The sequence below is a fragment of the Rheinheimera oceanensis genome (assembly GCF_018831085.1).
GTDB lineage: Bacteria > Pseudomonadota > Gammaproteobacteria > Enterobacterales > Alteromonadaceae > Alishewanella > Alishewanella oceanensis.
In genome coordinates this window covers 89119-115429 of the sequence record NZ_JAGPNM010000008.1, presented here as the reverse complement: position 1 = coordinate 115429, position 26311 = coordinate 89119, and the positions used below count along the sequence as shown (strand labels likewise).

General features: G+C 48.2%; 24 protein-coding genes. 11 read left to right on the top strand and 13 right to left on the bottom strand.

What is annotated here, in order from left to right:
* Nucleotides 1–15: 15 nt before the first annotated feature.
* The 4 genes from J3B89_RS16690 to J3B89_RS16675 form a co-directional block, all read right to left on the bottom strand.
* The gene (locus tag J3B89_RS16690; RefSeq protein ID WP_215398745.1) at nt 16–471 is read right to left on the bottom strand and encodes a DUF2489 domain-containing protein; all 456 of its coding nucleotides are present in this window, start codon (nt 469–471) and stop codon (nt 16–18) included.
* Between the two features lie 2 nt (nt 472–473).
* Complete coding sequence (gene yihI, locus J3B89_RS16685; protein WP_215398744.1) at nt 474–1028, bottom strand: Der GTPase-activating protein YihI; 555 nt, start codon at nt 1026–1028, stop codon at nt 474–476.
* 53 nt (nt 1029–1081) lie between these two features.
* Nucleotides 1082–1732 (bottom strand): class I SAM-dependent methyltransferase, encoded by a 651-nt coding sequence (locus J3B89_RS16680; RefSeq protein WP_215398743.1) that lies wholly within the window; start codon nt 1730–1732, stop codon nt 1082–1084.
* Between the two features lie 592 nt (nt 1733–2324).
* Nucleotides 2325–2951 (bottom strand): c-type cytochrome, encoded by a 627-nt coding sequence (locus J3B89_RS16675; protein WP_215398742.1) that lies wholly within the window; start codon nt 2949–2951, stop codon nt 2325–2327.
* Nucleotides 2952–3132: 181 nt separating this feature from the next.
* Here J3B89_RS16675 and yihA point away from each other — a divergent pair, with 181 nt between their 5' ends.
* The gene (gene yihA, locus J3B89_RS16670; RefSeq protein WP_215398741.1) at nt 3133–3765 is read left to right on the top strand and encodes a ribosome biogenesis GTP-binding protein YihA/YsxC; all 633 of its coding nucleotides are present in this window, start codon (nt 3133–3135) and stop codon (nt 3763–3765) included.
* 589 nt (nt 3766–4354) lie between these two features.
* Here the strand turns inward: yihA and polA are convergent.
* A complete protein-coding gene (gene polA / locus J3B89_RS16665; protein ID WP_215398740.1) occupies nt 4355–7147 on the bottom strand; it encodes a DNA polymerase I in 2793 nt (930 codons plus the stop codon).
* A 560-nt stretch (nt 7148–7707) separates the two neighbouring features.
* Between polA and J3B89_RS16660 the strand changes: the two genes are divergently transcribed.
* Nucleotides 7708–8103: a c-type cytochrome gene (locus J3B89_RS16660; RefSeq protein WP_215398739.1), complete on the top strand. Its 396-nt coding sequence runs from the start codon at nt 7708–7710 to the stop codon at nt 8101–8103.
* 261 nt (nt 8104–8364) lie between these two features.
* On the top strand, nt 8365–10908 hold the full coding sequence (locus tag J3B89_RS16655; protein ID WP_251372508.1) for a bifunctional diguanylate cyclase/phosphodiesterase: 2544 nt from the start codon (nt 8365–8367) through the stop codon (nt 10906–10908).
* Here J3B89_RS16655 and rep read toward each other — a convergent pair.
* Complete coding sequence (gene rep / locus J3B89_RS16650) at nt 10882–12897, bottom strand: DNA helicase Rep (RefSeq protein WP_215398737.1); 2016 nt, start codon at nt 12895–12897, stop codon at nt 10882–10884. The genes J3B89_RS16655 and rep overlap by 27 nt on opposite strands.
* Nucleotides 12898–13037: 140 nt before the next feature.
* Here rep and ubiK point away from each other — a divergent pair, with 140 nt between their 5' ends.
* The 5 genes from ubiK (at nt 13038) to J3B89_RS16625 (ending at nt 16391) form a co-directional block, all read left to right on the top strand.
* Nucleotides 13038–13325, top strand: coding sequence for a ubiquinone biosynthesis accessory factor UbiK (gene ubiK, locus J3B89_RS16645; protein ID WP_215398736.1), 288 nt, complete (start codon nt 13038–13040; stop codon nt 13323–13325).
* Between the two features lie 240 nt (nt 13326–13565).
* Nucleotides 13566–14021, top strand: a complete 456-nt coding sequence (locus J3B89_RS16640) for a Tse2 family ADP-ribosyltransferase toxin (RefSeq protein WP_215398735.1) — start codon at nt 13566–13568, stop codon at nt 14019–14021.
* Nucleotides 14018–14233 (top strand): hypothetical protein, encoded by a 216-nt coding sequence (locus J3B89_RS16635; RefSeq protein ID WP_215398734.1) that lies wholly within the window; start codon nt 14018–14020, stop codon nt 14231–14233. Before J3B89_RS16640 ends, J3B89_RS16635 begins: the two co-directional genes overlap by 4 nt.
* Before the next feature lie 22 nt (nt 14234–14255).
* A complete protein-coding gene (locus J3B89_RS16630) occupies nt 14256–15176 on the top strand; it encodes an arginase family protein (protein ID WP_251372506.1) in 921 nt (306 codons plus the stop codon).
* Nucleotides 15177–15974: 798 nt separating this feature from the next.
* Nucleotides 15975–16391, top strand: coding sequence for a hypothetical protein (locus tag J3B89_RS16625; RefSeq protein WP_215398733.1), 417 nt, complete (start codon nt 15975–15977; stop codon nt 16389–16391).
* Between the two features lie 27 nt (nt 16392–16418).
* On the opposite strand, the gene J3B89_RS16620 is transcribed toward J3B89_RS16625, so the two are convergent.
* From J3B89_RS16620 to J3B89_RS16590, 7 genes are all read right to left on the bottom strand, one after another.
* Nucleotides 16419–16772, bottom strand: a complete 354-nt coding sequence (locus J3B89_RS16620; RefSeq protein WP_215398732.1) for a hypothetical protein — start codon at nt 16770–16772, stop codon at nt 16419–16421.
* A gap of 35 nt (nt 16773–16807) precedes the next feature.
* A complete protein-coding gene (locus tag J3B89_RS16615) occupies nt 16808–17743 on the bottom strand; it encodes an SPFH domain-containing protein (protein ID WP_215398731.1) in 936 nt (311 codons plus the stop codon).
* 37 nt (nt 17744–17780) lie between these two features.
* Nucleotides 17781–18227 (bottom strand): NfeD family protein, encoded by a 447-nt coding sequence (locus J3B89_RS16610; protein ID WP_215398730.1) that lies wholly within the window; start codon nt 18225–18227, stop codon nt 17781–17783.
* A gap of 144 nt (nt 18228–18371) precedes the next feature.
* Nucleotides 18372–19283 (bottom strand): ABC transporter ATP-binding protein, encoded by a 912-nt coding sequence (locus tag J3B89_RS16605; protein ID WP_215398729.1) that lies wholly within the window; start codon nt 19281–19283, stop codon nt 18372–18374.
* The gene (locus tag J3B89_RS16600; protein WP_215398728.1) at nt 19280–20107 is read right to left on the bottom strand and encodes an ABC transporter permease subunit; all 828 of its coding nucleotides are present in this window, start codon (nt 20105–20107) and stop codon (nt 19280–19282) included. The genes J3B89_RS16605 and J3B89_RS16600 overlap by 4 nt, the downstream gene beginning before the upstream one ends.
* 197 nt (nt 20108–20304) lie before the next feature.
* Nucleotides 20305–20652, bottom strand: coding sequence for a RidA family protein (locus J3B89_RS16595; protein ID WP_215398727.1), 348 nt, complete (start codon nt 20650–20652; stop codon nt 20305–20307).
* A 166-nt stretch (nt 20653–20818) separates the two neighbouring features.
* A complete protein-coding gene (locus tag J3B89_RS16590) occupies nt 20819–21634 on the bottom strand; it encodes a YggN family protein (RefSeq protein ID WP_215398726.1) in 816 nt (271 codons plus the stop codon).
* 317 nt (nt 21635–21951) lie between these two features.
* Between J3B89_RS16590 and J3B89_RS16585 the strand changes: the two genes are divergently transcribed.
* Genes J3B89_RS16585 through J3B89_RS16575 form a run of 3 tightly spaced genes read left to right on the top strand, consistent with a single transcriptional unit; the run spans nt 21952 to nt 26259 of the window.
* Entirely contained in the window at nt 21952–23793 is a 1842-nt protein-coding gene (locus J3B89_RS16585; protein WP_215398725.1) for an assimilatory sulfite reductase (NADPH) flavoprotein subunit, read from the top strand.
* Entirely contained in the window at nt 23793–25514 is a 1722-nt protein-coding gene (cysI, locus tag J3B89_RS16580) for an assimilatory sulfite reductase (NADPH) hemoprotein subunit (protein WP_215398724.1), read from the top strand. Before J3B89_RS16585 ends, cysI begins: the two co-directional genes overlap by 1 nt.
* On the top strand, nt 25498–26259 hold the full coding sequence (locus tag J3B89_RS16575; protein ID WP_215398723.1) for a phosphoadenylyl-sulfate reductase: 762 nt from the start codon (nt 25498–25500) through the stop codon (nt 26257–26259). The genes cysI and J3B89_RS16575 overlap by 17 nt, the downstream gene beginning before the upstream one ends.
* Nucleotides 26260–26311: the final 52 nt, after the last annotated feature.

The window sequence follows — 26311 nt, the reverse complement described above, 5'->3', positions numbered from 1 at the left end:
AAAACGCCAGCCGGTTCAACCCGGCTGGAAGCGCTGCAACAGGGCGGCAGTATCTGCCAGAATAAAATCTTTTAAGTCTTGCTCCGCTTTTAGCCTGACTTCATCCTGCTGGCGGGTAAGCACTTTGTCCTGTTCTTTGCGGGCTTTGTGGGTTGGCATATCTTTAACCACCTGATACATCTGGTGCAAGCCAGGATAAGCAATCACCGGATCAGGTTGGCGCTGAGGCACCAGATGATCCAACAATACCCACAGCCGTAAAGCGCCTTCCGATAATTCACACTGTTGCTCCAGCATGGCTTTACAAATCAGCGTTATGCTGTCACGCAGGTACTGTTCTTTTTCGCTCTTTTGTTGCTGTTGTTGCCGGTTTTGCTGTTGCAACTGCCACAGCAGGCTGCCGGCATAAAACGCCAGGGCTGCTACGATCAGGCTGCCAACAATAATTACCACTACCAGAGTACTGCTCAATATTAATCCTCGTCGCCCAGTAAGTCTTTACGCCAGTCTTTACTCTCAAAAGCTGCCAGCGGATCAACAATAGCATCTTCTTCGTCTTCTGTTAAACCGAGCTGCTGCAATAGTTGCTCCAGGCGTGCGGTTTTAGCGTTAAAGTACTTAGCGTCTTTACCCGTCAGCACTTCGTTGTTTTCAACCCGCTCCAGCAGTTGCTGCAAATGGCTGTCATTTTCAATCAATGCCAGTTCCTGCTCTGCGGTTAATTCTATTGCTTTTACTTTTGCCAGGCGGGCTTTGGGTTGTAACAATGGTTGGATCACAACCGGCTGCTCTGCTACAGGCACCAGAGCTATGGGCGTTTTGCTGCCAATACGTTTGTCTTTTTTGGTGGCGCCTTTAGCCGCTTCAGCTGTTTTCGCCGGCGCAATACTGTTGCGGCTGCCAGATTTAAGGCCTGCTCCCTTTTTTTTGGTTTCTTCTCTGGGCTCGCGGGTTTTGCGGGCATCTTCCGCAGACAGATGGCGTAAACCATTAGGGCCAGCGGAACGGGTTTTTTTCTGACGAGTCATGTTTGTTACCTGTAAAAAAGGGCGCACATTTTAACCAGTTTTGCACTGAAACACTAATGCTTTGTGCGCTGCAGAATAACTACATCTTTATCAGCAAAGTTCAGGCTAAAACCATCGCGTTGGGCTAAGTAAGTAAAAGTGTATTCAGAAAAAAAACTAACGTGGGTGGGATCCAGTTTGTAGTGCCAGTCAGCAAAAGCGGTCGCTGTGGTATAGCGTTTGGTCATAATTGCCAGGGTGCCTTGCGGCTTGAGCAAACTAAGCCACAGTGCCCACTCGGTTGCGGGCCGGAAAAAATGCTCTATTGCTTCGCTGCAACTGATAAAGTCATATTTTTGCTGTAATACCGTTTCGTCAGCCGCAAAATAAGGGTCCCATACCGACATATGCTGACCGGCTTCGCTCAGCATTTTGGCCAGTAACGGGCCGGGGCCGCAGCCAAAATCCAGCCCGCTAAGCCCTGTAGCCGGTAAGGCAGCCAGCAATGGCCTGGCCAGACGCTGTAAAAAGTGGCGATAGCCCGTGTCGTTAATATCATTGTTGTGCAATTGATATTGCGCCAGTTCCTCTTCAGCAGACAGCAGGCTGACACGATCAGCAAATACCAGCTGACATTGCCGGCACTGGTAGTAACATCGGCGTTTATCTTGATGAAATAAGTCACTGTGCAGGTGTAAGCACAATGGGCATGCAGTGTCGGACATAATGCTATTGTTGAATTCAAAATAAAAGAAAAGGCGATAAGATCACTTATCGCCCTGGATATGCTTGTGTCAAATGGACACTTCTCTCATTCGCTGTCATCATCCTGATGCTGCTGCAACGCCCTGTCAGTGTGTTCCCTTTGTTATTTTGGCTTTCCGTACCAATTATTTATTCTTTACGATCATCCTGATACTTTCGTAATCATCCCTGCGCGTGAATCACGCAGCACATCATCCAGATGTGTTTATTAAGGCACCGCGCACTTACGTACTGGTACAAACCCTTCCTTGCGACGAATCCCTGTTTTTTTCAGTTACAAAATGTAACAGGTGGTAATTTACTCTGATCTGCTGATATGGCAAGACATTGCTGCAAAAAAAAGCATGTTTTTCTCTGGGGTTTAAAATATGTTATTTATTTTCATTGCTTTAGCGCTGTTTTGCTAAATTGGAAAAGTTCCCTAAAATTATAATGCGGGCGTTTTTCCTACAGTGTTTGTGAGATATATCTCACAAATTGCGGCTGAATTAAGTAGCAAAAACCGGCGATGAACGCCGGTTTTTTTGCGATTATCTGCGTAAAACAGTGTAATTAATGTAAGCCGCCAAGATACTGAGACAGTACGTCGATATCATCGTCAGTTAATTTTTTCGCGATGTCCTGCATCATACCGTTGAGGTCATTAGTGCGCTGGCCACTGCGGAATTCCTGCAGAGTAGTTTTCAGGTAAGTAGCATGTTGAAACGATATCTTCGGGAAGCCGCCTAAGCTGCTACCTGAACCACGTGGACCATGGCAGGCAATACAGGCTGCAATGCCGCGATCTGCGTCACCACCGCGATAAAGTTGTTCGCCGCGGGCAATCACATTCTCCGGAGTCGTACCCGACTTCATTTTTTGCGACGCAAAGTAGGCTGCCAGATCTTTCATGTCCTGATCAGACAGCGATGCGACCATACCAAACATAATACTGTTGTTACGCCCTTGTTTGCCTCCGGTTTCCATGCCTTGTTTGTACTGGCGTAACTGCTTATACAGATAAGGGGCGTGTTGTCCGGCAATTTTCGGATACATATCAACCGGGCTGTTGCCATCGGGGCCATGACAGGCCGCACAGGTAGCAGATTTAGCTTTACCTGCTTCGGCATCACCGTCAAATGCATGGGCTGTTCCGATTAGACCGAATAACAGCGTCAGTGGAAGTAGAAGTTTTTTCATTTTTTATCCGTCTCTGTCCGCATTAAACCGCCAGCATACTGGCAACCAAGAGTAATAACCTTAATTTTTATGCCTATTTTACACGAAACTGCCCAAAGTAAAATCCCATACAGCGCGCAAAAGCTTCTGCCGATCTGCCAGATCCGCTACAATGGCATCAAATTATTCGCCGGAGAAGGCAGTGTACAAGTCAAAAATCAATTATCAGCAAACTACTTTTTTAACCAGTGCGCCTGATATCAAAGCATTACCGGCAGACGAAGGCATTGAAGTTGCCTTTGCCGGCCGTTCAAATGCCGGTAAGTCCAGTGCGTTAAATACGCTGACGCGGCAAAATAGTCTGGCCCGCACCAGTAAAACTCCCGGCCGTACCCAATTGATTAATACCTTCAGCCTGGATGGACAGCGCCGGTTGATTGATTTACCAGGTTATGGTTTTGCCAAGGTGCCACTGGCGGTAAAAGAGAAATGGCAAAAATCTCTTGCCGAATACCTGATAAAGCGCACCAGTTTAAAAGGTTTGGTGGTGCTGATGGATATCCGTCATCCGTTAAAAGATTTAGATCAGGATCTTATTCACTGGGCAGTGGAAAGTGAGCTACCGGTGCTTATTCTGCTAACCAAAGCCGATAAACTGGGGCCGGGGGCAAGAAAGAAAACCTTGCTTGAGGTACGTGAAGCAACACTGGCATTTATGGGCGACATCACGGTGCATGCATTCAGTTCACTGAATAAACTGGGGTTGCCAGAGCTGGAGCAAGTGCTGGACCTGTGGTATGGCGTGGCAACAGATACCGAGACGGCCGCGCAGTAGGCTGCAGACATAAAAAAACCGACACTCGGAAGTGTCGGTCATAGCAAACGGGGAGAAGCTATAATTTCAAATCAACAGGGTGTCTTATCGCTAAGACAACTTCATTATACAGCAAATTTTTATTGTTTGAAGTATTTGCTCTAAAAAATCTAATAAATTTTCATTTTAGTGGGTGTGCCGTTACTCAGTAACCATTTTTCTGTGCTGGTATTATCGGCAGGTGGTAGCCGGGTTGCTGGTTTTTCAGGCAAAAAAAACGCCCCACTGCAAGCAGTGGGGCGGCTAAATAAGCCTACTTTCATTCGCTGGAGCCCTAAAGCTCTGGCACTGAAAGATAGAACATCTTACCTCTGTACCCTACGCATCAAATTTTAACCAGCCAGCTTAATAAAGCAAGTTCTTTTTGTAATAAAACTACAAAAAATGCTCGTTTTTCGCTCTTATTACCATTTTTGGTAATTTAATTACCTTTTTGCGCAGTGCTGAGCATAAAAAAGCCCCGCCAGGTGGCGGGGCTGAAAAGTGTACACAGGAGAGATGAATAACTTAACTATAACCTCAGACAGGTGCTTACGTAATTAGTTCAATATTAATGTGCTTCGTCCCAATTATCTCCGTCACCCGCTTCTGCCAGCAGCGGCACATCCAGGGTTGCTGCCGTTGCCATCAGTTCAACTAACTGCTGCTTTATCTGGTCAACTTTGTTGGCATCTACTTCAAATACCAACTCATCGTGTACTTGCATGATCATGGCGGCCGCAGGCTGTTTTTGCTGTTGCAACCAGTTATCTACCACTATCATGGCTTTTTTTATAATATCGGCAGCGGTACCCTGCATCGGGGCGTTAATTGCCGCCCGCTCTGCACCTTTACGCCTGGCCATATTCTGTGCATTGATCTCTGGCAAATATAAACGGCGGCCAAACAAGGTTTCAACATACCCCTGCTCATGGGCTTGCTTGCGCGTACGCTCCATATAATCAAGTACACCCGGAAAGCGTTCAAAGTAACGATCAACGTACTGTTGTGCTTCTGCACGGCTTACGCCAAGTTGTTTAGCTAAACCAAATGCTGACATACCGTAAATCAGGCCAAAGTTAACGGCTTTGGCACTACGGCGCTGATCTGAGGTGACATCGTCCAGTTTAACGCCAAAAACTTCTGCTGCCGTAGCACGGTGAATATCACGGCCCTGGGCAAAAGCATCCAGCAGAGCCTTATCTTGTGACAGATGCGCCATAATTCGCAGCTCGATCTGAGAGTAATCCACGGCAACAATTTTTTTCCCTTCAGGGGCAATAAATGCCTGCCGGATACGCCGGCCTTCTTCAGTGCGGATAGGGATATTTTGCAGATTAGGATCGGTTGAACTTAAACGGCCTGTTGCTGCAACCGCCTGATGATACGAGGTGTGTACCCTGCCTGTTACCGGGTTCTGCATTTTTGGCAGCTTGTCGGTATAAGTAGATTTAAGCTTACTTAAACCCCGGTGCTCGGTAATCAGCTTAGGGAATTCATATTCCAGTGCCAGTTCTGCCAATACGTCTTCAGCGGTAGAGGGGGTGCCGGTTGGGGTCTTTTTCAGCACCGGCAGTTTCATCTGTTCAAACAAAATTTCCTGCAATTGTTTGGGTGATGCCAGATTAAACGGTTTACCCGCTTGCTCGTAAGCCAACTGCTCCAGTTCAGCAATACGGCTGGCCAGTTGCTCACTTTGTATTGCCAGTAACTTGCTGTCGATCAATACACCGTGGCGTTCAATCCGCGATAAAATATCTACCAGCGGTATTTCAATATCCTGCAACACAGTAACCAGGCCGGTATCCTGCTGTAGTTGCGGCCAAAGTGTCTGGTGCAGTTGCAGGGTAATGTCAGCATCTTCTGCGGCATACCGGGCGGCTTTTTCCAGTTCTATCTGGTTAAACGTCAGTTGTTTAGCGCCTTTGCCGGCAATGTCTTCAAAGCTGATGGTTTTACGGCCTAAATACTTCAATGCCAGGCTATCCATATCATGGCGCGAGGCCACGGAGTTCAGCACATAGGATTCAAGCATCGTATCAAAGCGCACACCTTGTAGCCTAATGCCGTAGCGCGCCAGTACACTTTGATCATACTTCAGGTTCTGGCCCACTTTGGCTTTGCTGTTGTCTTCCAGCCAGGGTTTAAGCTGTGCCAGCACCCAGTCGCGGTTTAACTGCTGCGGAGCGCCGATATAATCATGTGCTACCGGCACATACCAGGCTTCACCTGCTGCAATGGCTACTGACAACCCAACGAGTTCTGCCTGCATATAATCCAGGCTGGTGGTTTCAGTATCAAAAGCAACCAGTTCGCAGCGGTTCAGTTGTTGCAGCATACTATTAAAAGCTGCTTCATCCAGTACAGTAAGGTAGGTATCAGGCGCCGGGTTACCTTCGTCTGGGGGGCTGTTAGTCTCATCGCTGCTGGCAAACATATCAGCTTGTGCGGCACCGGTTTGCGGTTTGGCCGCTGCAGGTTCATTGCTTAATACTTCACTTAACCAGCGGCGAAATTCGCACTGCTTATATAACTCGGCCAGTTGCCCGTTATCTGCCGTTTTAATCATTAAGTCTGTCAGCTGATAAGGCAAGTCCACATCGGTTTTTATCGTTGCCAACTGATAAGATAATTCCAGTTGTTCACGAAATTCTTCCAACTTTGCTTTCATGGTTTTGGCGCCACGAAAACTTAATTCAGCTACCTGATCCAGTCGCTGATAAATCTGTGCAATCGAGCCCAGCCCCTGCAGTAATGCGGCGGCGGTTTTTTCACCTACACCAGGCAACCCCGGAATGTTATCCACTTTGTCGCCCATCAGCGCCAGATAATCAATAATCAGCTCAGGACCGACGCCAAACTTGTCTGTGACACCCTGCGGATCAAGCAGGGTGTTGGTCATGGTATTAATTAAAGTGACATGCTCATCCACCAACTGCGCCATATCTTTATCGCCGGTAGAAATCAGCGTATGGCGGCCTTGTGCACTGGCTTGCCGCGCCAGAGTACCAATAACATCGTCAGCCTCTACACCACTGACGCACAACAGCGGCACCCCCATGGCTTCTATGATGCGGTGTAACGGTTCGATCTGGCTGCGCAGGTCATCCGGCATTGGGGGGCGGTGTGCTTTGTATTCACTGTACATTTCGTTACGAAAAGTGGGGCCTTTAGCATCAAATACCACAGCCATTTGTGTGGGTTGATACTGGCGCAGCAAACTTTTCAGCATATTAACTACACCATAAATAGCGCCGGTGGCTTCGCCCCGTGAGTTAGTTAAATGGGGTGGTGAATGATAAGCACGGAACAAATAAGACGAGCCATCGACCAGGATCAGCGGAGTGCCGGAGATAGAAACCATGGGTAGTAATATCCTGCAGAAATAAAGTTATAGCATGCCACAGCGCGTGCTGTGCTGCCAGTAATACGGTGTTGTGGTTCAGGATGATAAGCTGTGGATAACTTTGTGCAAAACATAGCCGAACAAACCATGCCCTTTAATCAGGTATAGTTTGGTTTTGTTTTAATGTTTTGTTTTATAAAGAAAAAATGGGGTTTATCGCAGCGCCCATATTACTATTTTCTAATTTTTATTTTGTGGAAAAGCTTTTCCATGTTAACCAGGCACTTCACAAAGCTGCAGAAGAAATCGTGAATTACCGGCCGAATAGACTACCACAAACCTGGTGGATTCAAAGCAAAAATATTAAATAATTTAGCTTTAAAAGAACGTCTGCAAGGAACAAAAAAGCATATAGCAGATCCGCCAATATTTGTTGCAGATCTGGCGTCAGGCTGGTAATAACAGCTTACTTTATTGCGCATTTATAACTGCGGCTATTGTTGGGGCTTCCCCTTGCTGTGGCTTGGGGGCTATAATGCCTCAAATTTTGTGCGGCTTTTACCACAGGAACCCAGTAGATGAAAAAATTAACTCTCGCTTTCGCCTTGTTGTTAACAACAGTGAGTGTCAATGCCAGTTCGGATGCGGATAAAGAAGCGCTGGCTAAACGTCTTGCTCCTGTTGGTCAGGTTTATGTAGCTGGAGCTGCCGCTGCATCTGACGCCGGCCCATCAGGCCCGCGCAGTGGTGAAAAAGTATATCAGACTGCTTGTTTTGCCTGTCATGGCACCGGCGCACTGGATGCACCGAAAAAAGATGATGCCGCCTGGAAATCGCGTATGGAGCAAGGCTTCGATGTTATGCTTAAACACGCCATAGAAGGTATTCGCAATATGCCTGCCCGTGGCACCTGTGCCGATTGTTCGGATGATGAAATTGCCGCCGCTATTAAGTTCATGACCGACGGCGTATAACAAGTGCATTGTCATACTAAGGCCGCTTAATGCGGCCTTAGTTGTTTTTATCTGCACAGAAAATAAATTAGCCTAAGCAATTGTTAATTAGTGCCGGTCCGGCTCTTCCATGTGGTTAAACTTTGTGCATAATGAGTCGGTCAAAAATAAAGTTGGCCATCTGCAACTGGCCATATAAGAATCGTATCAGCGTTGAAGGGATCAACTAAACTGAATAAGCGTTTACGTCAGGCTGAAATCAGGTTGCGGCGCCTTAGATTATTGGCGCAGCGCTATAAGCAAGCCTATATCATTCAGGGCGCATTACTGCAGCTATCTGAACTAGCCAGTACTATCAGTGATATGCGGGAGTTTTATCCGGCTATTCACAGGATGGTATCTGAACTGCTGCACGCAGAAAATTTCTATGTTGTTTTCTATAACAGTACTACCGAACAATATTTACCGCAGTACTTTTCGGATGAAAAAGATCAACAGATCATTGCACAGGTACCCTCAAGTGCCTTTTCAACCGGTTTAACCGGTTATGTGGCCCGTAGCGGCAAAGCGTTAATGTGTGATAACCAGCAGTTTGAGCAACTGGTGCTTGACGGCCACATTCAGGCACAGGGTTCACCCTGTGCGCACTGGCTGGGTATACCCTTGTGCCGTGGCGAGCAGGTTATTGGTGTAATGGCTATTCAGTCGTATAACGCTGAGCATTTATATACCGAGGCCGATCTGGCATTGTTCAGCAGTATTGGTGGTCACACTATTACTGCACTGGACAGAGTAAAAAGCCGCGAATTGCTTGAAGACACCGTACGCCAGCGCACACAGCAACTGCAAAGTATTAACCAGTCATTGCAAAAAGAAATAAAAGAACGTACCAGCGCTGAACAACTGCAGGTGGCGTTGTACCGTATTTCTGAACTTACTGCCAGCAGCAGTGATATGAACAGTTTTTATCGTGCGGTACATCAGGTGTTGTCTGGTTTGATGCATGCCGATAATTGCTATATTGCCTTGCTTAGCAGTGATAGAACCAAACTCAGCTTCCCGTTTTATATTGACCAGTATTCACCACCGGCGCGTGAACGGCCGCTAAGCCGTGGTTTTACCGAGTATGTAATACGTTGTGCCGACGTAAAACTAATTAACGCCGATACCGCCGAAAAACTGGTGGCCAGTGGTGAAATATGCCGGGGTGTAAACGGCCCTGCCTCTACTGTGCGCTATTCTACCAGTTGGCTGGGGGCACCGCTGGTGCTGGATAAACAGGTTATTGGCGTTATTGCATTACAGTCTTATGAAAAAAGTTATTGTTATTCAGAGGCTGAGCTGAATATTCTGCGCTTTGTATCGCAGCATATTGCGGTGGCGATTCACCGTAAGCAAACAACCGAGCAGCAAAAGCGTCACCAGGAAGAGCTGGAGCGTAAAGTATTTGAAAGTACCCGCGAGCTGCGTCAAACCAATCTGTTTTTACGGTTGCAGGTAGAAGAGCGGAAAAAAGCTGAGCAAAAGTTGTTTTACGAAGCCAATCATGACGCCTTAACCGGGCTGGCGAACCGGCAGATGTTTTTGCAACAGCTCAAACAACAATTTGCGCTGAGTAAACGCCAGTCGCAGCTGAAAATAGCTCTGTTGTTTATTGATCTGGACCGCTTTAAGCTGATTAACGACACCCTGGGGCATCATATTGGTGATGCATTTCTGGTTGAGGTAAGTAAGCGCCTGCAAACCACAGTTCGCGAGCATGATCTGGTTGCGCGCCTGGGTGGTGATGAATTTGTGGTGCTGCTCACCAGTCTGGCTGATGAAGTGGATGCTGAAGAAGTAGCCGAGCGTATTATTGAAATGATTCGCCAGCCATTCTTATTACACGGTCAGCCAGTGCACTCTGGTGCCAGTGTTGGCATTGCCCATTTTAGCCATGAACACAGCAAAGCTGAAGCCTTACTGCGGGACGCCGATGCTGCTATGTATCAGGCCAAATCGATGGGACGCAACCGCTTTGTCATTTTTAATGAAACTATGCGTGAGCAAATGCTGCAGGCCCTTAGCACCGAGCAGGTTATGATGCAGGCGTTAGAGCAACAGCAGTTTACTGCCGTATACGAGCCGGTGCTTTGTGGCCAGGCGCGTAATTTAATGGGCTACGAGTTGCATGCGCAGTGGCAGCATCCGCAACTGGGCACCCAGTATAACTTTTGCCAGCATGCGGCCCAGGTGGGTATTTTACCGCAAATTGAACAACTGTTGCTGCAACAGGCTTGCCGCCAGCTAATGCTAAGTGAAGCCAGCGCTGGTTTGCTGACTGTGCGCCTTAGTGTGCAGCATCTGCAACAACATGACTTGTATGACGCATTAAAGCGGCAACTGGCAGGGGTAGCGGAATTACACCGCTTGTGTCTGGCGTTTTCAGAAGCTGACTTACTGCAAAGTGGTAATGCTGCAACAGTGCAGCATAATCTGCAGCAATTAAAACAGCTGGGTGTGCGGTTGGCGCTGCACAACTTTGCTGCCGACATGGCGCCACTGAGTTTATTGCTGCAGCAGCAGTTTGATTTTGTCAAACTGGATGCCGCTTTTTGCCGCCAACTGGTACGCAGTGAACAAAAACGCCAGTTACTGCAAATGCTGCAGTCGCTGGCGCTGAGTTACAAATTCCGCTTACTGGCCGATGGGGTTGATAACGCCGATTTACTCAACCTGCTGCTGGCTGAAGGTTGCTGCTTTATGCAGGGCAAATATGTATCTGAGCTGTTGTCGGCGCAGGAGTTAAGTACGACACCGTCAATTGTTTTTCAGCATCTGGCGTAAGCGTTCAATATGCGCCTGGCCAGTTTGCTGGCGCTGCTCGGCAGTTTTTACCGGTGCGGCGCTTTGCCATTCCAAATCGTCCTGCGGTAATTCATATAAAAACCGGCTTGGCTCGGGCCGTACAACTTCGCCAAACTGGCGCCGCTCTTTGGCGTAGGTAAACATAAGCTCGCGCTGGGCGCGGGTAATGCCCACATAAGCCAGCCGGCGTTCTTCCTCAACGTTATCTTCGTCTATGCTGACCTGATGCGGCAAAATACCCTCTTCCATGCCCACCATAAACACATAAGGAAACTCTAACCCTTTAGAGGCATGCAGCGTAAGCAACTGTACCTGATCAGCGTTATCCTCCTGCTCCTGGCGCTCCATCATATCGCGCAGCGTCAGGCGCGTTACTACTTCGGGCAAGGTCATTGGTTCATCGTCATCTTTGCCCTGCAGCATTTCGCTGATCCAGCGGTATAGCTCGTTAACGTTTTTCAGAGCCATTTCAGCCGCTTTGGGGCTGGGGCTGGTTTCAAACAGCCAGGCTTCGTAATGGCTCTGGCGAATTAAATCGCGTATCGCTTCAGCCGGGTCGGCGCGCTGCACATTATCGGCAATGCCTGTAATCCACTGGGCAAACTGTTTCACCGCATTATGCGCTCTGGCCGATAAGTGCATTGACAACTCACTGTCGCAGCAAGCCTCAAATAAACTGACTTGTTTTTCATTGGCCAGGTTACCTATATGCTGCAAGGTAGCGGCGCCAATTTCGCGCCGTGGCACATTAATAATACGCAGCAGAGCGTTATCGTCGTCCTGGTTTACCACCAGCCGCAAATACGCCATTACGTCTTTAATTTCACTGCGCGAGAAAAACGAAGTGCCACCGGAGATTTTGTATGGAATGCGGTTGGTCATCAGCGCTTTTTCAAATAAACGCGACTGATGGTTACCGCGGTACAATAAGGCATAGTCGCGGTATTGGCTGCGGTTAATAAAGCGGTGTGAAATAATCTCGGCCACTACTTTTTCCGCTTCGTCTTCCTCATGTTTACAGGGGACCACTTTTAGCGGCACGCCATAACCGTTCTCGCTAAACAGCTGTTTTTCAAACTCGTGCGGGTTGTTGGCAATTAAAATATTGGCAGCTTTTAAAATACGCTCGGCCGAGCGGTAATTTTGCTCCAGCTTAATTACATTTAAATTGGGAAAATCGGTTTTTAACAGTACCAGATTTTGTGGCCGTGCGCCGCGCCAGGAGTAAATAGACTGGTCATCATCGCCCACCACAGTAAAACGCTGGCGCTCACCTACCAGCAATTTCACCAGTTGGTACTGGCTGGTGTTAGTGTCCTGATATTCATCCACCAACAAATACTGAATTTTTTGCTGCCACTTTTGCCGTACCTCGGCGTTATGGGTAAACAGCAAAGTGGGCATTAAAATTAAGTCATCAAAATCCAGTGCATTGTAAGCAGTTAGCTGCTGGGTGTATTGCTGGTAATAATTCGCAAAGCTGATGCTTTGCGCATCCTGTGCTTGAGCAATGGCTTTGGCAGGCAGCGTCAGCTCGTTTTTCCAACTGCTAATCCGGCTTTGCAGCGCGCGCAGTATGTCTTTATCGCCGTGAATATCGTTTTCGCTCAATTCCTTTAGTAGCGCCATACTGTCCTGATCGTCAAACAGGGTAAAGTTGGCTTTATAGCCGATATGGCGGTATTCCTTTTTCAGAATTTCCAGCCCCAGGGTGTGAAAGGTAGAAATAGTCAGGCCGCGGGTGGCGGTTTTCGGTAGCTGATGGTTAATGCGCTCGCGCATTTCGCGGGCGGCTTTATTGGTAAAGGTAACCGCAGCAATATGCCGGGCCGGCATGTCGCATTCCTGGATCAGGTAGGCAATTTTATTAATAATTACCCGGGTTTTACCACTACCGGCACCGGCCAGCACCAGGCAAGGCCCGGAGATAAATTTAACGGCAGCATTTTGTTGCGGATTTAACTTCATTCACTCACCCTTACACTAAGGCTGGCATTGTAACGAAATTTGCCGCTAAATAGCATTCGTGATTATGGTTTTGGCCTGTAGAATAAGGCTTACGGTACAGCATAAGGTCGCAAGTTACTGATGCGATACAGGAGAGCAGCATGATAGACCCGAAAAAAATTGAAGATATTGCCAAGCAAATTGGCAACGCCATTCCACCACAGCTACGCCAGTTTGCCGATGACGTTGAAACCAAGGTAAAGCAGGTACTGCAAAGTAAGCTGGCCGATCTGGATTTTGTCAGCCGCGAAGAGTTTGACATACAGCGCCAGGTATTACTACGCACCCGTGAGAAAGTAGAAAAGCTGGAACAGCAACTCGCTGCTTTACTGGCCGAGAAAACCCAGCAGTTTGACACCAAAGAACTGCCATCGTCTGATCAGCAGTAATGACATACCGCCGAGCCATTAACGGTTTGGCGGTCAATCAACATTCCTGGTTCATCTAATTTGCTAATTTAGTTCGCAGATTTGTCGGCGTCTGCGTCCCTTAGCAATACTGGCGATCAGTAATTAGCCTTCTTTGTAATTATTTTACTTATTTGTTATTTTTTTGGCTATATTGATTTACATTTGTATTTTTTATGATCTAGTATGCCGTTATATTTTTTATATCTGGAGACAGAAAGTATGGCGGGCATCGAATTATTAGAAGATGTATTGCTGGAAGCCGGCAGTATTAACAGCTTTTTTGGCCGACAAATTCCAGTAGACCTTTGGCGGGCGCGCAAAGTCAAAAGTGATGTTCCGCTATTTGAGTTGGTTGAAACTGAAGAAGAGCGCAGTCGCGGCGCACCGCGTAAGCCCGACATAACTATCAAAAACGACTGGGTTTATGTACGCAATCGTCCCCGGGGGATCAGCACATTCGACAGACCAAATATCTTTAAAGGGCAATGGGAGTACTATAAGCTACCGGCTGGCACTGTGCTGCCCAAAGGTTTGGTTGTTGTTCGAGATTCTTATAATCCATTATTTAAAGCGACACACCACACTATAGCGCCGGAATGCGATATGCCATTGTTTCGGTTTAAAATACTATTAAATCAGTTGGCGCAGCAAGTTGAACAGAGGGAGGCGATATGATTCAAATAGATGAGGACTGGCTAGCAACGATTTTATGTGGGCTGGAAGATGCCATCAAATACAATGATGGTTTGCGCAATAGTCAAACGGTAAAAGATGTCGAGGATATTGAAGAGTGGTTGTTGCAGCTGTTTCAGTGCAAGGAATACCTGAAAGATCAAATTGACCATTTACCGCATTTAAAGCAAAAACTGGCGAAGTATCTGCAATAGTAATTATTGCCAAGCAGAGTGAATGTCGGTGAAAATTATTTACCATGACAATTACAATATCGACATTGGCTTACTTAAGTTCTTACATCCGTTTGATGGTATGAAGTTTGGAAAAGTCGTGGCGCAACTTCGGCATGAAAAGCTGATAGATATTGTCGAACCAGCTCAGTGTATTCCTGAAGCGGCAGTAAATAATTTCTTTAGCTCGTTGACGCGCAGATTGGTGTTACATAAACGCCCTGTGCTTGAAGCACTGGAAGCGCCTTATATTCCCCTGCTACCCTATTCATGGTTGGATAAACGTATACTTTTGCCAATGCGCTGGGGAGTAGCTGGTACTCTGGCTGCGGCACAATCAGCATTAAGTGGAGTTGACGCGTGGAACCTTGCCGGTGGTTACCATCATGCTAACCCGCACAGCATGGAAGGTTTTTGTATTTACAACGATATAGGTATTAGCTACCAGCAGCTTATCGCCAGCGGCGAGTTAACTGCAGATGACAAAATACTGATTATCGATATCGACGCCCACCATGGCAACGGTAATGCCCGTACTTTTATCGACAATACCAATGTAACTCTGCTGGATGTTTACAACGCCGATATCTATCCCAACACTCCTGTTAGCCGTCAAAGGGTTGATATAGCAGTACCGTTACCTACGGGCACCGGTGGTGAGCTCTATCTGAATAAACTCAGCGCGGCATTAGAGCAGCTAAGCAGCGGCTATAAACTCGCTTTTGTGGTAGCCGGTACAGATGTTCTCGCGACAGATCCACTTGGTGGCTTATCTCTTAGCGTGGCCGAAGTAGCACAAAGCCATAGGCTGGTGTACCAGTGTTTAAAAGCGCTGCATATTCCAACGGTGTTTTTAGGTGGAGGCGGTTATGGCAAAGATAGCGCAGCAGCGATAGTGGCGGGGATTAGAGAGGTAGCGGGTTGATAGTGGTTAATGTTACTGATTTTATATGTTTTCTTGCTCAATAATCCCCCCTACTTGTTAGCGACAAAATTTAGCAACCTTGTTACACGGGTGTTCTATAGTTAGTAAATTTACATGCTTAGGACGCTAAATATGAAACTGTCACATAGAAAAAATGTACAAGGGAAAAATTCAGGTTTTCGCCCAAATGAGCAACGGGGAATGATGCTCATTAGTCAAAAAACTGGTGCTAGAGTATGCGTAGTAGACCCTGTTAGTCTGGGCGCCTTAGCAATGGCTACCATCGGCGCAGTTTATACTGTCCGCCAATACAAGCTAGCTCGCCAAGCCGCCAATTCAAGTCGATGTGCACACATCCACTCTGCAACTAAAAAACAGTGTAAGGGGGCTTTAGTAACAAATGACGTGATAGATGTAGAGGGCATAGATTACTTAAGACGGATATGTGAATTTGGACATCAGACGCTTAGGAGAACTACAAAGCCTGAATGTTGATTAATCAAGAGTATGTGGGGCAATATTAATTACTAATATCCGCGCTCTAAAAGCTATACTTAATGCTGCCACTCTGTTCAGCTTAACTTGCGCAACGAACAATCCCTACTTAACGTCGGTGTACTGCAAACCGGCGACTATGCCGATATAGCGGCCGTAAGAGGCTGTCCTCTTGAGCAAATTACCCTGCAGTAGGAAATTTCGGTGGTGATTAAAGGCGAGGAGCTGGCTTTTTGTATCAACGAACGTTACAACGTCGCGATAGGTGAATGAAGTTTCTTAAATTAAAAAAGGGGATTGTCTTTGGGCGTAGGTACGTACTTAGAAGACTTGGATTGCGGAGGCCAGCTGTTGGTTAGAGTAGATTCTTGGAGTATTAATTACAATTTTCAAGGTCCGGATAACAGATACAAAGGAACTTCTTTAATAATTTCAGGCAATGAAATTGATACTTATATTCACGCTTACAAAAATAATTGGCTTGAGTATGAAAAGTTAAAAATAGCAATGCCACCTGATACTGAGCTCACAAAGAAAGGTGAAATGAATATGACAATTCGGATCGGGGGATATTGGGAAGGCGTTTGTATATATGATTACTTCATGCCCCTCAGAGCAAAGCTAGATCTTGACAATATTCTTAGTAACTATATTTATGCTAAAAGCCGGGCTAAGGCAGTTCAGGACATTTTGATTGGTCTGAGCCAAAAGCCAGTTTAAAGCTGGCTTTGGGTTAACGACAGTTATTTACACCAGCAGTTGCTGGCGCAGGTAGTCGTATAGGCGGCGTTCTTTCTGTGCTTCTTCGCCATCACTTTGCATAATTTTCTTAGCGGTATCCAGCGCTTTTTGTTTATCGAACATCAGCGCGTCTTTTAGCCCTGCCAGGTAAGCTTCGGTTTTATCAGCACGAATAGCTTCGCGCACATCAGCCATGGCCTGGCTTTGTACAGCGGTAATGCTGTTAATACCATCCCAGCTTAGGTTATCGGCTATTTCGTCAACCAGCTCCTGCTCGTTCAGACGAATTTTACCGTCTATGCGATACATCATAATTGCCAGTTTCAACAGTGCTTCGTTAAACGCTTGTTGTGTCGCCATGTTCTTTTCCTTTTGGCTAAAACCGTATGTTAGTGTTACTTCTTCGGCTGGGCGATTTTTAAAATTTCGGTTAAACCGGCTACTGCGCCGCCGATATTGGCCAGCTCGGCAGGTACTATCATAGTATTGTTGGCTTTGGCCAGGTTGCCGAACTCTTTTACGTATTGTTCAGCTACGCGCAGGCTTACTGCTTCTTGTCCGCCCGGGTGGTTAATGGCTTCAGCAATCTGGCGGATACCTTCGGCGGTGGCGATAGCGATAAGCTCAATTTCTTTAGCGCGGCCTTCGGCTTCATTAATCTGGCGCATTTTGTCACCTTCAGACAGGTTGATTACTTCCTGCTTCTGGCCTTCAGATACGTTAATCATGGCCTGGCGCTCACCTTCTGATTTGGCAATAGCGGCCCGGCGCTCACGTTCGGCGCGCATTTGTTGCTCTAATGCGTCTTTAATACTGATTGGCAGCTCAATATCGGCAATTTCGTAGCGCAGCACTTTTACACCCCAGGGGGCTGCGGCTTCGTCCAGTGCTTTTACGACTTCTTCGTTAATTTTGGCGCGCTCTTCAAAAGTTTTATCCAGATCGGTCTGGCCGATAACCGAACGCATAGTCGTTTGTGCCAACTGCGCTGAAGCGTAACGGTAGTCATTAATACCGTAACTGGCTTTGTGCGGGTCTATAACCTGCAGGTATAAAATGCCGTCAATACCTACCTGTATGTTGTCCCGGGTTACACAGGTTTGGCGCTGCACGTCGATCACTTCTTCTTTTAAGCTATGGATATAGGCTACTTTATCGACAAAAGGGATCAAAATATGAAAGCCTGAATCCAGCGTGCGTGAGTACTTACCAAGGCGTTCAACAACAAAATTGCTTTTTTGCGGTACTACGCGTGCGGTTTTAACAATAGTAATAACAACGGCGATGGCGAAACCGGCCATTAAAATAGTGTTTATATCGATAGTTTCCATCAGATTTACTCCTTAAACAGATGGTTATTTACAGAAATTAGTTTGGGTTGGTGGCAGACACCACCAGTTTGATGCCGTGATTGGCCACAACAAAGGCAACATCACCGGCTTTTAGCGCATCGGCTGACTCGGCATCCCACTGCACGCCGTTTAACACCACGCGCCCGGCACCCTGGTGAAAATCGCTGTGTACGGTAACGCGGCGGCCAATATCATCAGCCAGCCTGGACGGTTGCTCTGTGCGGTCGGCAGTATAACCAACAAACCAGCGTTTACAGCGACCACGGGCAGTAAACAGTAATACCAGCGATAACACGCCGAACAATAAATACTGCACGCTGTAGCTTTCAATCAGGCCGAAATTCAGCAATAAACCAACAATAATGGCGGCAATGCCGAAAAATACCGCAACTATGCTGGTGGCCATAAGCTCAGATAAAATCAGCACTATGCCAACGATGATCCAGATGGTAGCAATACTCACTTATTTTGCTCCGTAACAATTGTTATGCTGCACATTAACGTAAGGCATACAAAGCGGTCAATCTAATACGTAATTGCTTTGTAACAGCATTTTACGCCGTCGGCACCAAAGCTATACAGCCCGGTGCCGGGGTAATGTAAATGGCTAAACCGGAGTAAACAGTTTTTGCTCCAGGGTTTGGCCTTTGGTGAGGTTGCGGTAGCGCCAGCCATTGGCAGCTAAGCATTGCAGCACGGCCAGGTCAAAATCGGCATTGTGCTGCGGGTTATAGCTTAGGACCAGTTCTCTGCGCTGGGTGCAGTGCAGATCAATTAAGCCGGGCAGTTGGCGCAGGGCCGCGCTGATGGCGTCGCTATTGTCCTGCTCTAAGTGCAGGGTTAGGTGTTGCAACTGCTGTACGGTATTGTCGCTGTTGCTGTGTTGTTTTAGCTGGCCATTTTCCAGATACAACACGTTATTACACAGTTGCTCCAGCTCAAAAATATTATGCGAGCTAATCATAAAGCTAACTTCGCCACTTAAGCGGCTGATCAACTGGCGAATATGCAGTGCGTTTACCGGGTCCAGCCCGGCGGTGGGTTCGTCCAGCAGCACCAGTTGGGGGGCGCCGATAAACGCCTGGGCAATAGCTGCCCTTTTCCGCATGCCGTGGCTTAGTGCGCCGGCTTTATGCTGTAGTTGCTCTGTCAGGCCTACCAGTGCCAGCACGCGCTTGCTTTCTTCGCGGGCGGTTTTACTGCTTAAACCTTGTAAGCGGCCGTAAAAATCCAGTTGTTCGCCAATGCTAAAGGCCGGATCAAACTGGGCATCTTGTGGCAGGGCGGCAACCTTACCAAACAACGCGCTGCTGCCGGCTTTATGGCCGAAAATGCGGGCGTTGCCGCTGTCCGGGCGCAAATAACCACATAAAATGCTGAATAAGGTGGTTTTACCGGCGCCGTTGGGGCCAATAAGCGCGGCGACATCGCCCTGGTGTAATTCAAAACTAAGTTGCTGCAGCACAGTTTTGCTGCCAAAGCGCTTTGCCAACTGCTGGCACTGAATAATGGTGTTCATAGGGCTTTCCTTGTTAACAGCACTGTGGCGCCGCTGAGTAGCACCAGTGTTTGCAGCAGCGGCAGCATGGCATACTGCAGGGTTTGCCAGCCTTGCATCGGTAGCAACTGCATGACTTGGGTGCCGGGCATATAGCCGAGTAAAAACAAGAAATCAGGAAAGTAAAACACAAAGGAGCTAAGCAGCACAAAGCCCAGCCCCAGGCTAACAATGGCTAAGCTTACCGCAAGGCGGGATGAGCGCACCATGGCAGAGAAACAGCTCATTAATGCCGTAAAAGGCAGTAACACCAGTAATAAATTAACAGCAATAACAGCTGCGGCGTTTAGCATGGCCAGGGTTAAACCGCCTTCACGCCAGGCTGCCAGCGACAAAGTGGCCACCAGGGAGAGCAATATTAAGCAGCTTTGCACCAGCATCTGGCCGCTAAAACGGCCCAGTACTATGCTTAACCGGCTGCTGCGCAGTGCCAGCAAGCGTAGTGTGCCGCGCTCTAAATCACTGCATAGTTGGTTAGCGGTAAAAAATAAGCACAGCAGCGGCAACAGCAATAAACTGAGGATCCAGTATATTGCCAGCTCTGGCACGGGCCAGGCAAACAGCTGGCTTAAACCAAAAGCACCAAAAACATCGCGAAACATTTGCTGAAAGCCTTCACTGGCAATCAAATCGCTGGCGGGAGCTATGGCATAACGCAGCAGAAAAAACCACAACACCGCCGTAGCGGCTAATGTCATCAGGCCACGGCGGGTTAGCCACAGGCGGCGTAGCTCAAAACCGGCGTACAGCCCGGCGTGTTGCAAAGTCATTATAAGTTTTGGCATAGCCGCTTCCTGTGCATGGTGTTATCAGAGGTTTAACAGTTAATGCTAAGCAGCAATAGTGCCAATTATTTAATTGTTAAAAATCATTACTTTATGTTTTTAGCCGTCGGTCTTTGGCGCATGTTTGCCAAACAATAAGCGAATTTAACCACTAAAATGGCATTTTCAGCGCCTGTGTTTGCCATAACACGGATGTATTATTGTGCGGCGATAATTTTAATTTCAATTTTCCAGCCCGGATCTGCCAGTTTAGCCTCAACAGTGGCGCGGGCCGGTGCCTGCCCCGGTGCTACCCAGTTATCCCAGGCCAGGTTCATTGCGGCATAATCGGCCATATCGGCCAGGTAAATGGTAGTATCAACCAGTTTGCTTTTATCGCTGCCACACTGGGCTAATAAGGCATCAATTTGTGCCAGCACATCTTCTGTCTGTAAGGTGGCATTGTCGCTGGTGGTAGACGGCACCATACCGGCGCAAAAAATTAAACCGTTAACAATTACCGCTTCAGAATAGCGGCTGGCAGGTAAAATACGTTGAATGGTCATCAGTTACTCCTTGATCTTTTGCGACAGGTTAACCTGAAGCACAGCTTATAACCAGTCAGAGTAGTATCGGCAGCAGGTAAAAAAAGACGCGCTGTCAGGATGAGAGCAGCGCGCCAAAGTCGTGGTTGGGAGGTACACGAATTCTTTTGTCAGTTAAATACGAGGCTCAGTTGTACAGGTAAAACGCCGTGCTGTTGTGGCTGTTTGTTTCAATTAAATCGTATTGCTGCATTTGCGGTATCGCCTGCTGAATCTGGCTTTCCAGCACATCTAAGGCTTGCAGGTTGCTGCACATGGCATCGCCACGTTGTTCCAGCGCCTGGGCTTTAATGTCCATCCGCGCTTCTAAATCTTTACCAAAGCGTTCCATGCGTTCGCCAAAGGCTTGCATGCGTTGCTCAAAGTTGCCTTCGCTACTGGTCATGGCTTTACCCACCTGCATTAAAATACTGCCCATCGAGTTGGTAACGGCTTCTTCAATGGCTTGCTCGAACTCGGCACCAAAGGCGTCATCCAGGTTGTCAAAGCGGCTGCCGTATATGTTGATATTCTCGCCACTGTGTACAACGATGTTGCCGGTGCTGGTTTTAATGTTGTCCAGCGCTTTTTGCAACGCCGGATGCTGCTGCAATGAATCACCGGTTAGTTCAGTTAGCACAGAGTCAACGGCATCGGCCGCCAGTACCAGCGCATCTTCTACCAGTGCTACGGTTTCCAGTGCTTGTGTGCGGACCCCGGCCTGATACTCGCGCAGTAGTGCCTGAGTATTGCTGTCGGTGGTAACAGCTTTGCCATCCAGCCACAGCTGGCCGTTGTTATTAATACGCCACAGTTCAGTGCTGCCATCTTTCATGCTGACCAGCTGGCTGCTGATAGCCAGGTCTTTATCAAATTTAATGTTACAGCTGTGCCCGTCATGTGCCATCACGGCAGTGCTGATGCTGGTTAATATAAAACTGCCGGCAATAAGTAAGTTTTTCATTTTGGTTATCCTTTAGGCTGTTAGCCGTTGTTAATCACGCCAGAACTATTACGAAGTTAGTGCTTACAACGTTAATACTTACAAAGTTAATGCCAATGTTTAAGTCGATGTTATTTATAAAAAAGTTTGAATGTCGCAGCGAAATGTTTTTCCGTGCTTAGCATTTTTCACTATTTTTTGGTCTGTTTATCAGCACTGCGGTATAGCAAAGTGGCCGTTTTTAATTACTTATTGGAATAAAGAAGAGAGATCCATTCTTTTACTGATATACATATAGATGGCTAAAATGGCTGTAATCATTGTGTGCAGGATGTTTTATGCTTTTATCTTCGTTAGTAGCGCAGGCCAGTCCGTTGTCTGAGCAGCAGGTAAGCCAGCTGCAGGGCTTAGTAAGCCAGTTAAACCCTATTCAGCAAGCCTGGGTTAGCGGTTATCTGGCGGCCAGTGCCCAGCTTGCCGGGCAGTTGGCCGGGCAATTAGCTGGCGCGGCCACAGGCGTACCGGCTGCGGCCAGTGCCGGCCTGACCATTTTATTCGGTTCGCAAACCGGTAATGCGCGGCATCTGGCAGAAGCCTTAGCCAAACAAGCGCAGGGTAAAGGCATAGTGGCTAAAGTGGTCGATATGGCCGAATACAAAACCACTCAACTGAAGAATGAGCAATATCTGGTTATTGTTACTTCTACCTATGGCGAGGGCGAACCGCCGGAAAACGCCATTGGCCTGCATAACTTTTTATTTAGCAAAAAGGCGCCCAAATTAGCCGGGCTGAAATATGCCGTGCTGGGCCTGGGTGATACCAGCTATGAGTTTTTCTGCAAAACTGCGCAAGACTTTGATCAGCGCTTAGCCGAGCTGGGAGCCACCTCTGTACTGCCGCGCATTGATCTGGATGTCGATTACCAGGCGCAGGCTGATAGCTGGAGCAGCGAACTGGTTACTAAGCTGGAGCCGGAGCTTAAAGCTGCTTCTGCCCCGTCAGCACAGGTTATTGCCTGGCCCCGCGTGGATTCGCCGGGAGCAGACACAACCACAGATACCGCCAGCCAGTACAGCAAGCAACAGCCATTTGCCGCCGAGCTGTACACCAACCAGAAAATTACCGGCCGTGATTCAACAAAAGATGTGCGCCATATCGAAATTTCACTGGCCGGCAGTGGTTTAACTTACCAGCCGGGTGATGCGTTGGGTGTATATTTCAATAATGATCCCGAGTTAGTGCGTGAACTGCTGCTGTTAACGGCTATTGCCCGTGATACGCCGGTTGCGCTCTCTGATACCAGGCTAACCATAGAACAGGCATTAACCGAACAACTGGAGTTAACCCAGTCGTATCCGGCTTTTGTTGAGAAATACGCTGCTGCCACCAACAATGTGGCTTTAACCGCGCTGGCCGCCGATAAAGCTGCACTGCGCGCTTACATTAACGAGCGGCAGATTATCGACATAGTGCGCGACTATCCGGGCTTGCTCAGTGCCCAGCAGTTGGTGGATGCACTGCGCAAGCAGCAACCACGGTTATACTCTATTGCCTCAGCCCAGGCCGAGGTAGAAGACGAAGTGCATTTAACTGTCGGTGTGGTGCGCTACGACGCTTACGGCCAGCCGCATCTGGGTGGTGCCTCCGGCTTTTTGGCACAGCGCCTGGCTGAGGGCGATAAGGTAAAGGTGTTTATTGAGCACAACCATAACTTCCGCTTACCGGCTAACGACGACACACCGGTAATTATGATTGGCCCCGGCACTGGCATAGCGCCGTTTCGCGCCTTTTTACAACAGCGTGATGCCAACGGTGCCGCCGGCAAAAACTGGTTATTTTTCGGCAACCCGCATTTTACCCAGGACTTTTTATACCAGCTGGAACTGCAGAATTACCTCAAGCGTGGCCTGCTAACTAAGCTGAACGTAGCCTTTAGCCGCGATCAGGCGCAAAAAGTGTATGTGCAGGACAAACTGCGCCAACACGGCCGCGAAGTGTGGCAATGGTTACAAGACGGTGCCCACCTGTATATTTGCGGTGACGCCAACCGCATGGCGAAAGATGTGCAACAGGCCTTACTGGATATAGTGCAACAATATGGCGCTAAAACCGCGGAACAGGCGCAAGCTTATTTAGACGAATTACGTGTCGCAAAACGTTATCAGAAGGATGTGTATTAATGAGCCAGTATCCAATTAATCCAGATTTAGTGGCACCGGGTGCACTGTCTGATAACGAGCGTTTAAAAGCTGAAAGCCAGCATTTACGCGGTACTATCGCAGCCGATCTGAAAGATGAGATCACCGGTGGTTTTAACGGCGATAACTTTATGCTGATCCGTTTTCATGGCATGTATCAGCAGGACGACCGTGACATCCGTGCTGAGCGTACCGCACAAAAGCTGGAGCCGTTGCACAACGTGATGCTGCGAGCCCGCATGCCGGGCGGTATTATTACGCCACAGCAATGGCTGGCGATTGATAAATTTGCTGCCGATAACACTATTTATGGCAGTATTCGCTTAACCACACGGCAAACTTTTCAGTTTCATGGTGTGTTAAAGCCGCATATTAAACCAATGCACCAGTTTTTAAACAGCATTGGCATCGACTCTATTGCTACTGCCGGCGATGTTAACCGCAATGTGCTCTGTACCTCTAACCCGGTGGAATCAGAACTGCACCAGCAGGCGTATCAATGGGCGGCAAAAATCAGCGAACATTTACTGCCGAAAACCCGTGCTTATGCCGAGATCTGGCTGGATGACGAAAAGGTAGAAACTACCGAAGTAGAGCCAATTCTTGGTGATACTTATTTACCTCGTAAGTTTAAAACCGCAGTGGTTATTCCGCCGCATAACGATATCGACGTACATGCTAACGATTTAACTTTCGTTGCCGTAGCCGAACATGGCCAACTGGTGGGCTTTAACGTGCTGGTAGGCGGCGGTTTAGCCATGACTTTTGGTGATAATGCCACTTACCCGCGTATGGCTGATGATTTGGGCTATGTTGCACTGGAACACACGTTAAAAGTGGCTGAGCATGTGGTAACGGTGCAGCGTGATTACGGTAACCGTTCCAACCGCAAAAATGCCAAAACCAAATATACCATCGACCGCATTGGCCTGGAGGCGTTTCGCGCTGAAGTAGAAGCCCGCACCGGCGTGGCTTTTGCACCTGTAGTGCCATACAGCTTTACCAGCCGCGGTGATCGGATCGGCTGGGTAGAGGGTATCGACGGCAAACACCACTTAACCCTGTTTATTGAAAACGGCCGGGTACTGGACTTCCCCGGCAAGCCGCTAAAAACCGGCTTAGCGAAAATTGCCGCTATTCATCAGGGTGATTTGCGCATGACGGCGAACCAAAACCTGATTATTGCCGGGGTGCCGGCGGCACAGAAAGCCGAAATTGAAGCTATTGCCCGCAGCCATGGCTTAATTGATGACGGCCACAGCGAGCAGCGCAAAAACTCGATGGCCTGTGTGTCTTTCCCCACCTGCCCGTTGGCAATGGCCGAAGCAGAGCGTTATCTGCCGGAATTGGTAACCAAGGTAGAAGCCTTGCTGGGCAAACACAGTATTGCCGACGAACACATAGTACTGCGCGTTACCGGCTGCCCGAATGGCTGTGGCCGTGCGATGCTGGCCGAAGTAGGCCTGGTAGGCCGTGGCCCGGGCAAATATAACCTGTATCTGGGCGGTAACCGCGAAGGTACCCGTATTCCGCGCCTGCTGCTGGATAATGTCGGCGAAGCCGATATTCTGGCCACGCTGGATGGCTTAATTGGCCGTTGGGCCACAGAGCGTAGTAACAGCAGTGAAGGCTTTGGTGATTTCGTGATTAGGGCCGGTGTCATAGCACCGGTAGTGGTGCCAAAAGATGACTTCCATAGCTAAAGCATCGCGTACAGATTACAGCGCTATTCTGCAGCAGGATGATGCTACGCAGCGCGCCTGGCTGGCTGAGATTAACCATCATCTTACGCCGCTAAGCGCTGCCGAACGGGTACGCTGGGCGTTGCATAACCTGCCGCAAAACCCAATGCTAAGCTCCAGCTTCGGCATTCAGGCGGCGGTGATGTTGCATCTGGTAACACAGCAACAGCCGGATATCCCGGTAGTATTAACCGATACCGGCTATTTATTTGCCGAAACCTATCAGTTTATTGACCAGCTTACCGAGCAACTTAAGCTGAACCTGAAAGTATACCGTGCCCGGTTAAGCCCGGCCTGGCAGGAAGCACGCTTTGGTAAATTATGGCAAAGCGCCGAGGGCATTAAGCAGTACAACCAGCTAAATAAAGTAGAGCCGATGCAACGCGCCTTGCAGGAGCTGAATGTAGGCAGTTGGTTTACCGGCCTGCGCCGTAGCCAAAGCAGCAGCCGCGCCGATAAGGCGATTGTTGAGATCAGCCGCGGCGTGGTGAAAATTCAGCCGATTATCGACTGGAGCAATAAAGATGTGTTTTATTACTTAAAAGAACACGGCTTAAGCTACCATCCGTTGTGGGAGCAGGGGTATGTTTCGGTAGGCGATACTCATTCTACACAAAAGCTGGAGCTGGGTATGAGCGAAGAAGACACCCGCTTTAACGGCTTTGGCCGCGAGTGCGGCCTGCACGTAGATGGTGATGGTATTTAACCTTACCCTGAGAAAAAACTGATGTTACTTTTGTTCAGTCTCTGCCATAGTC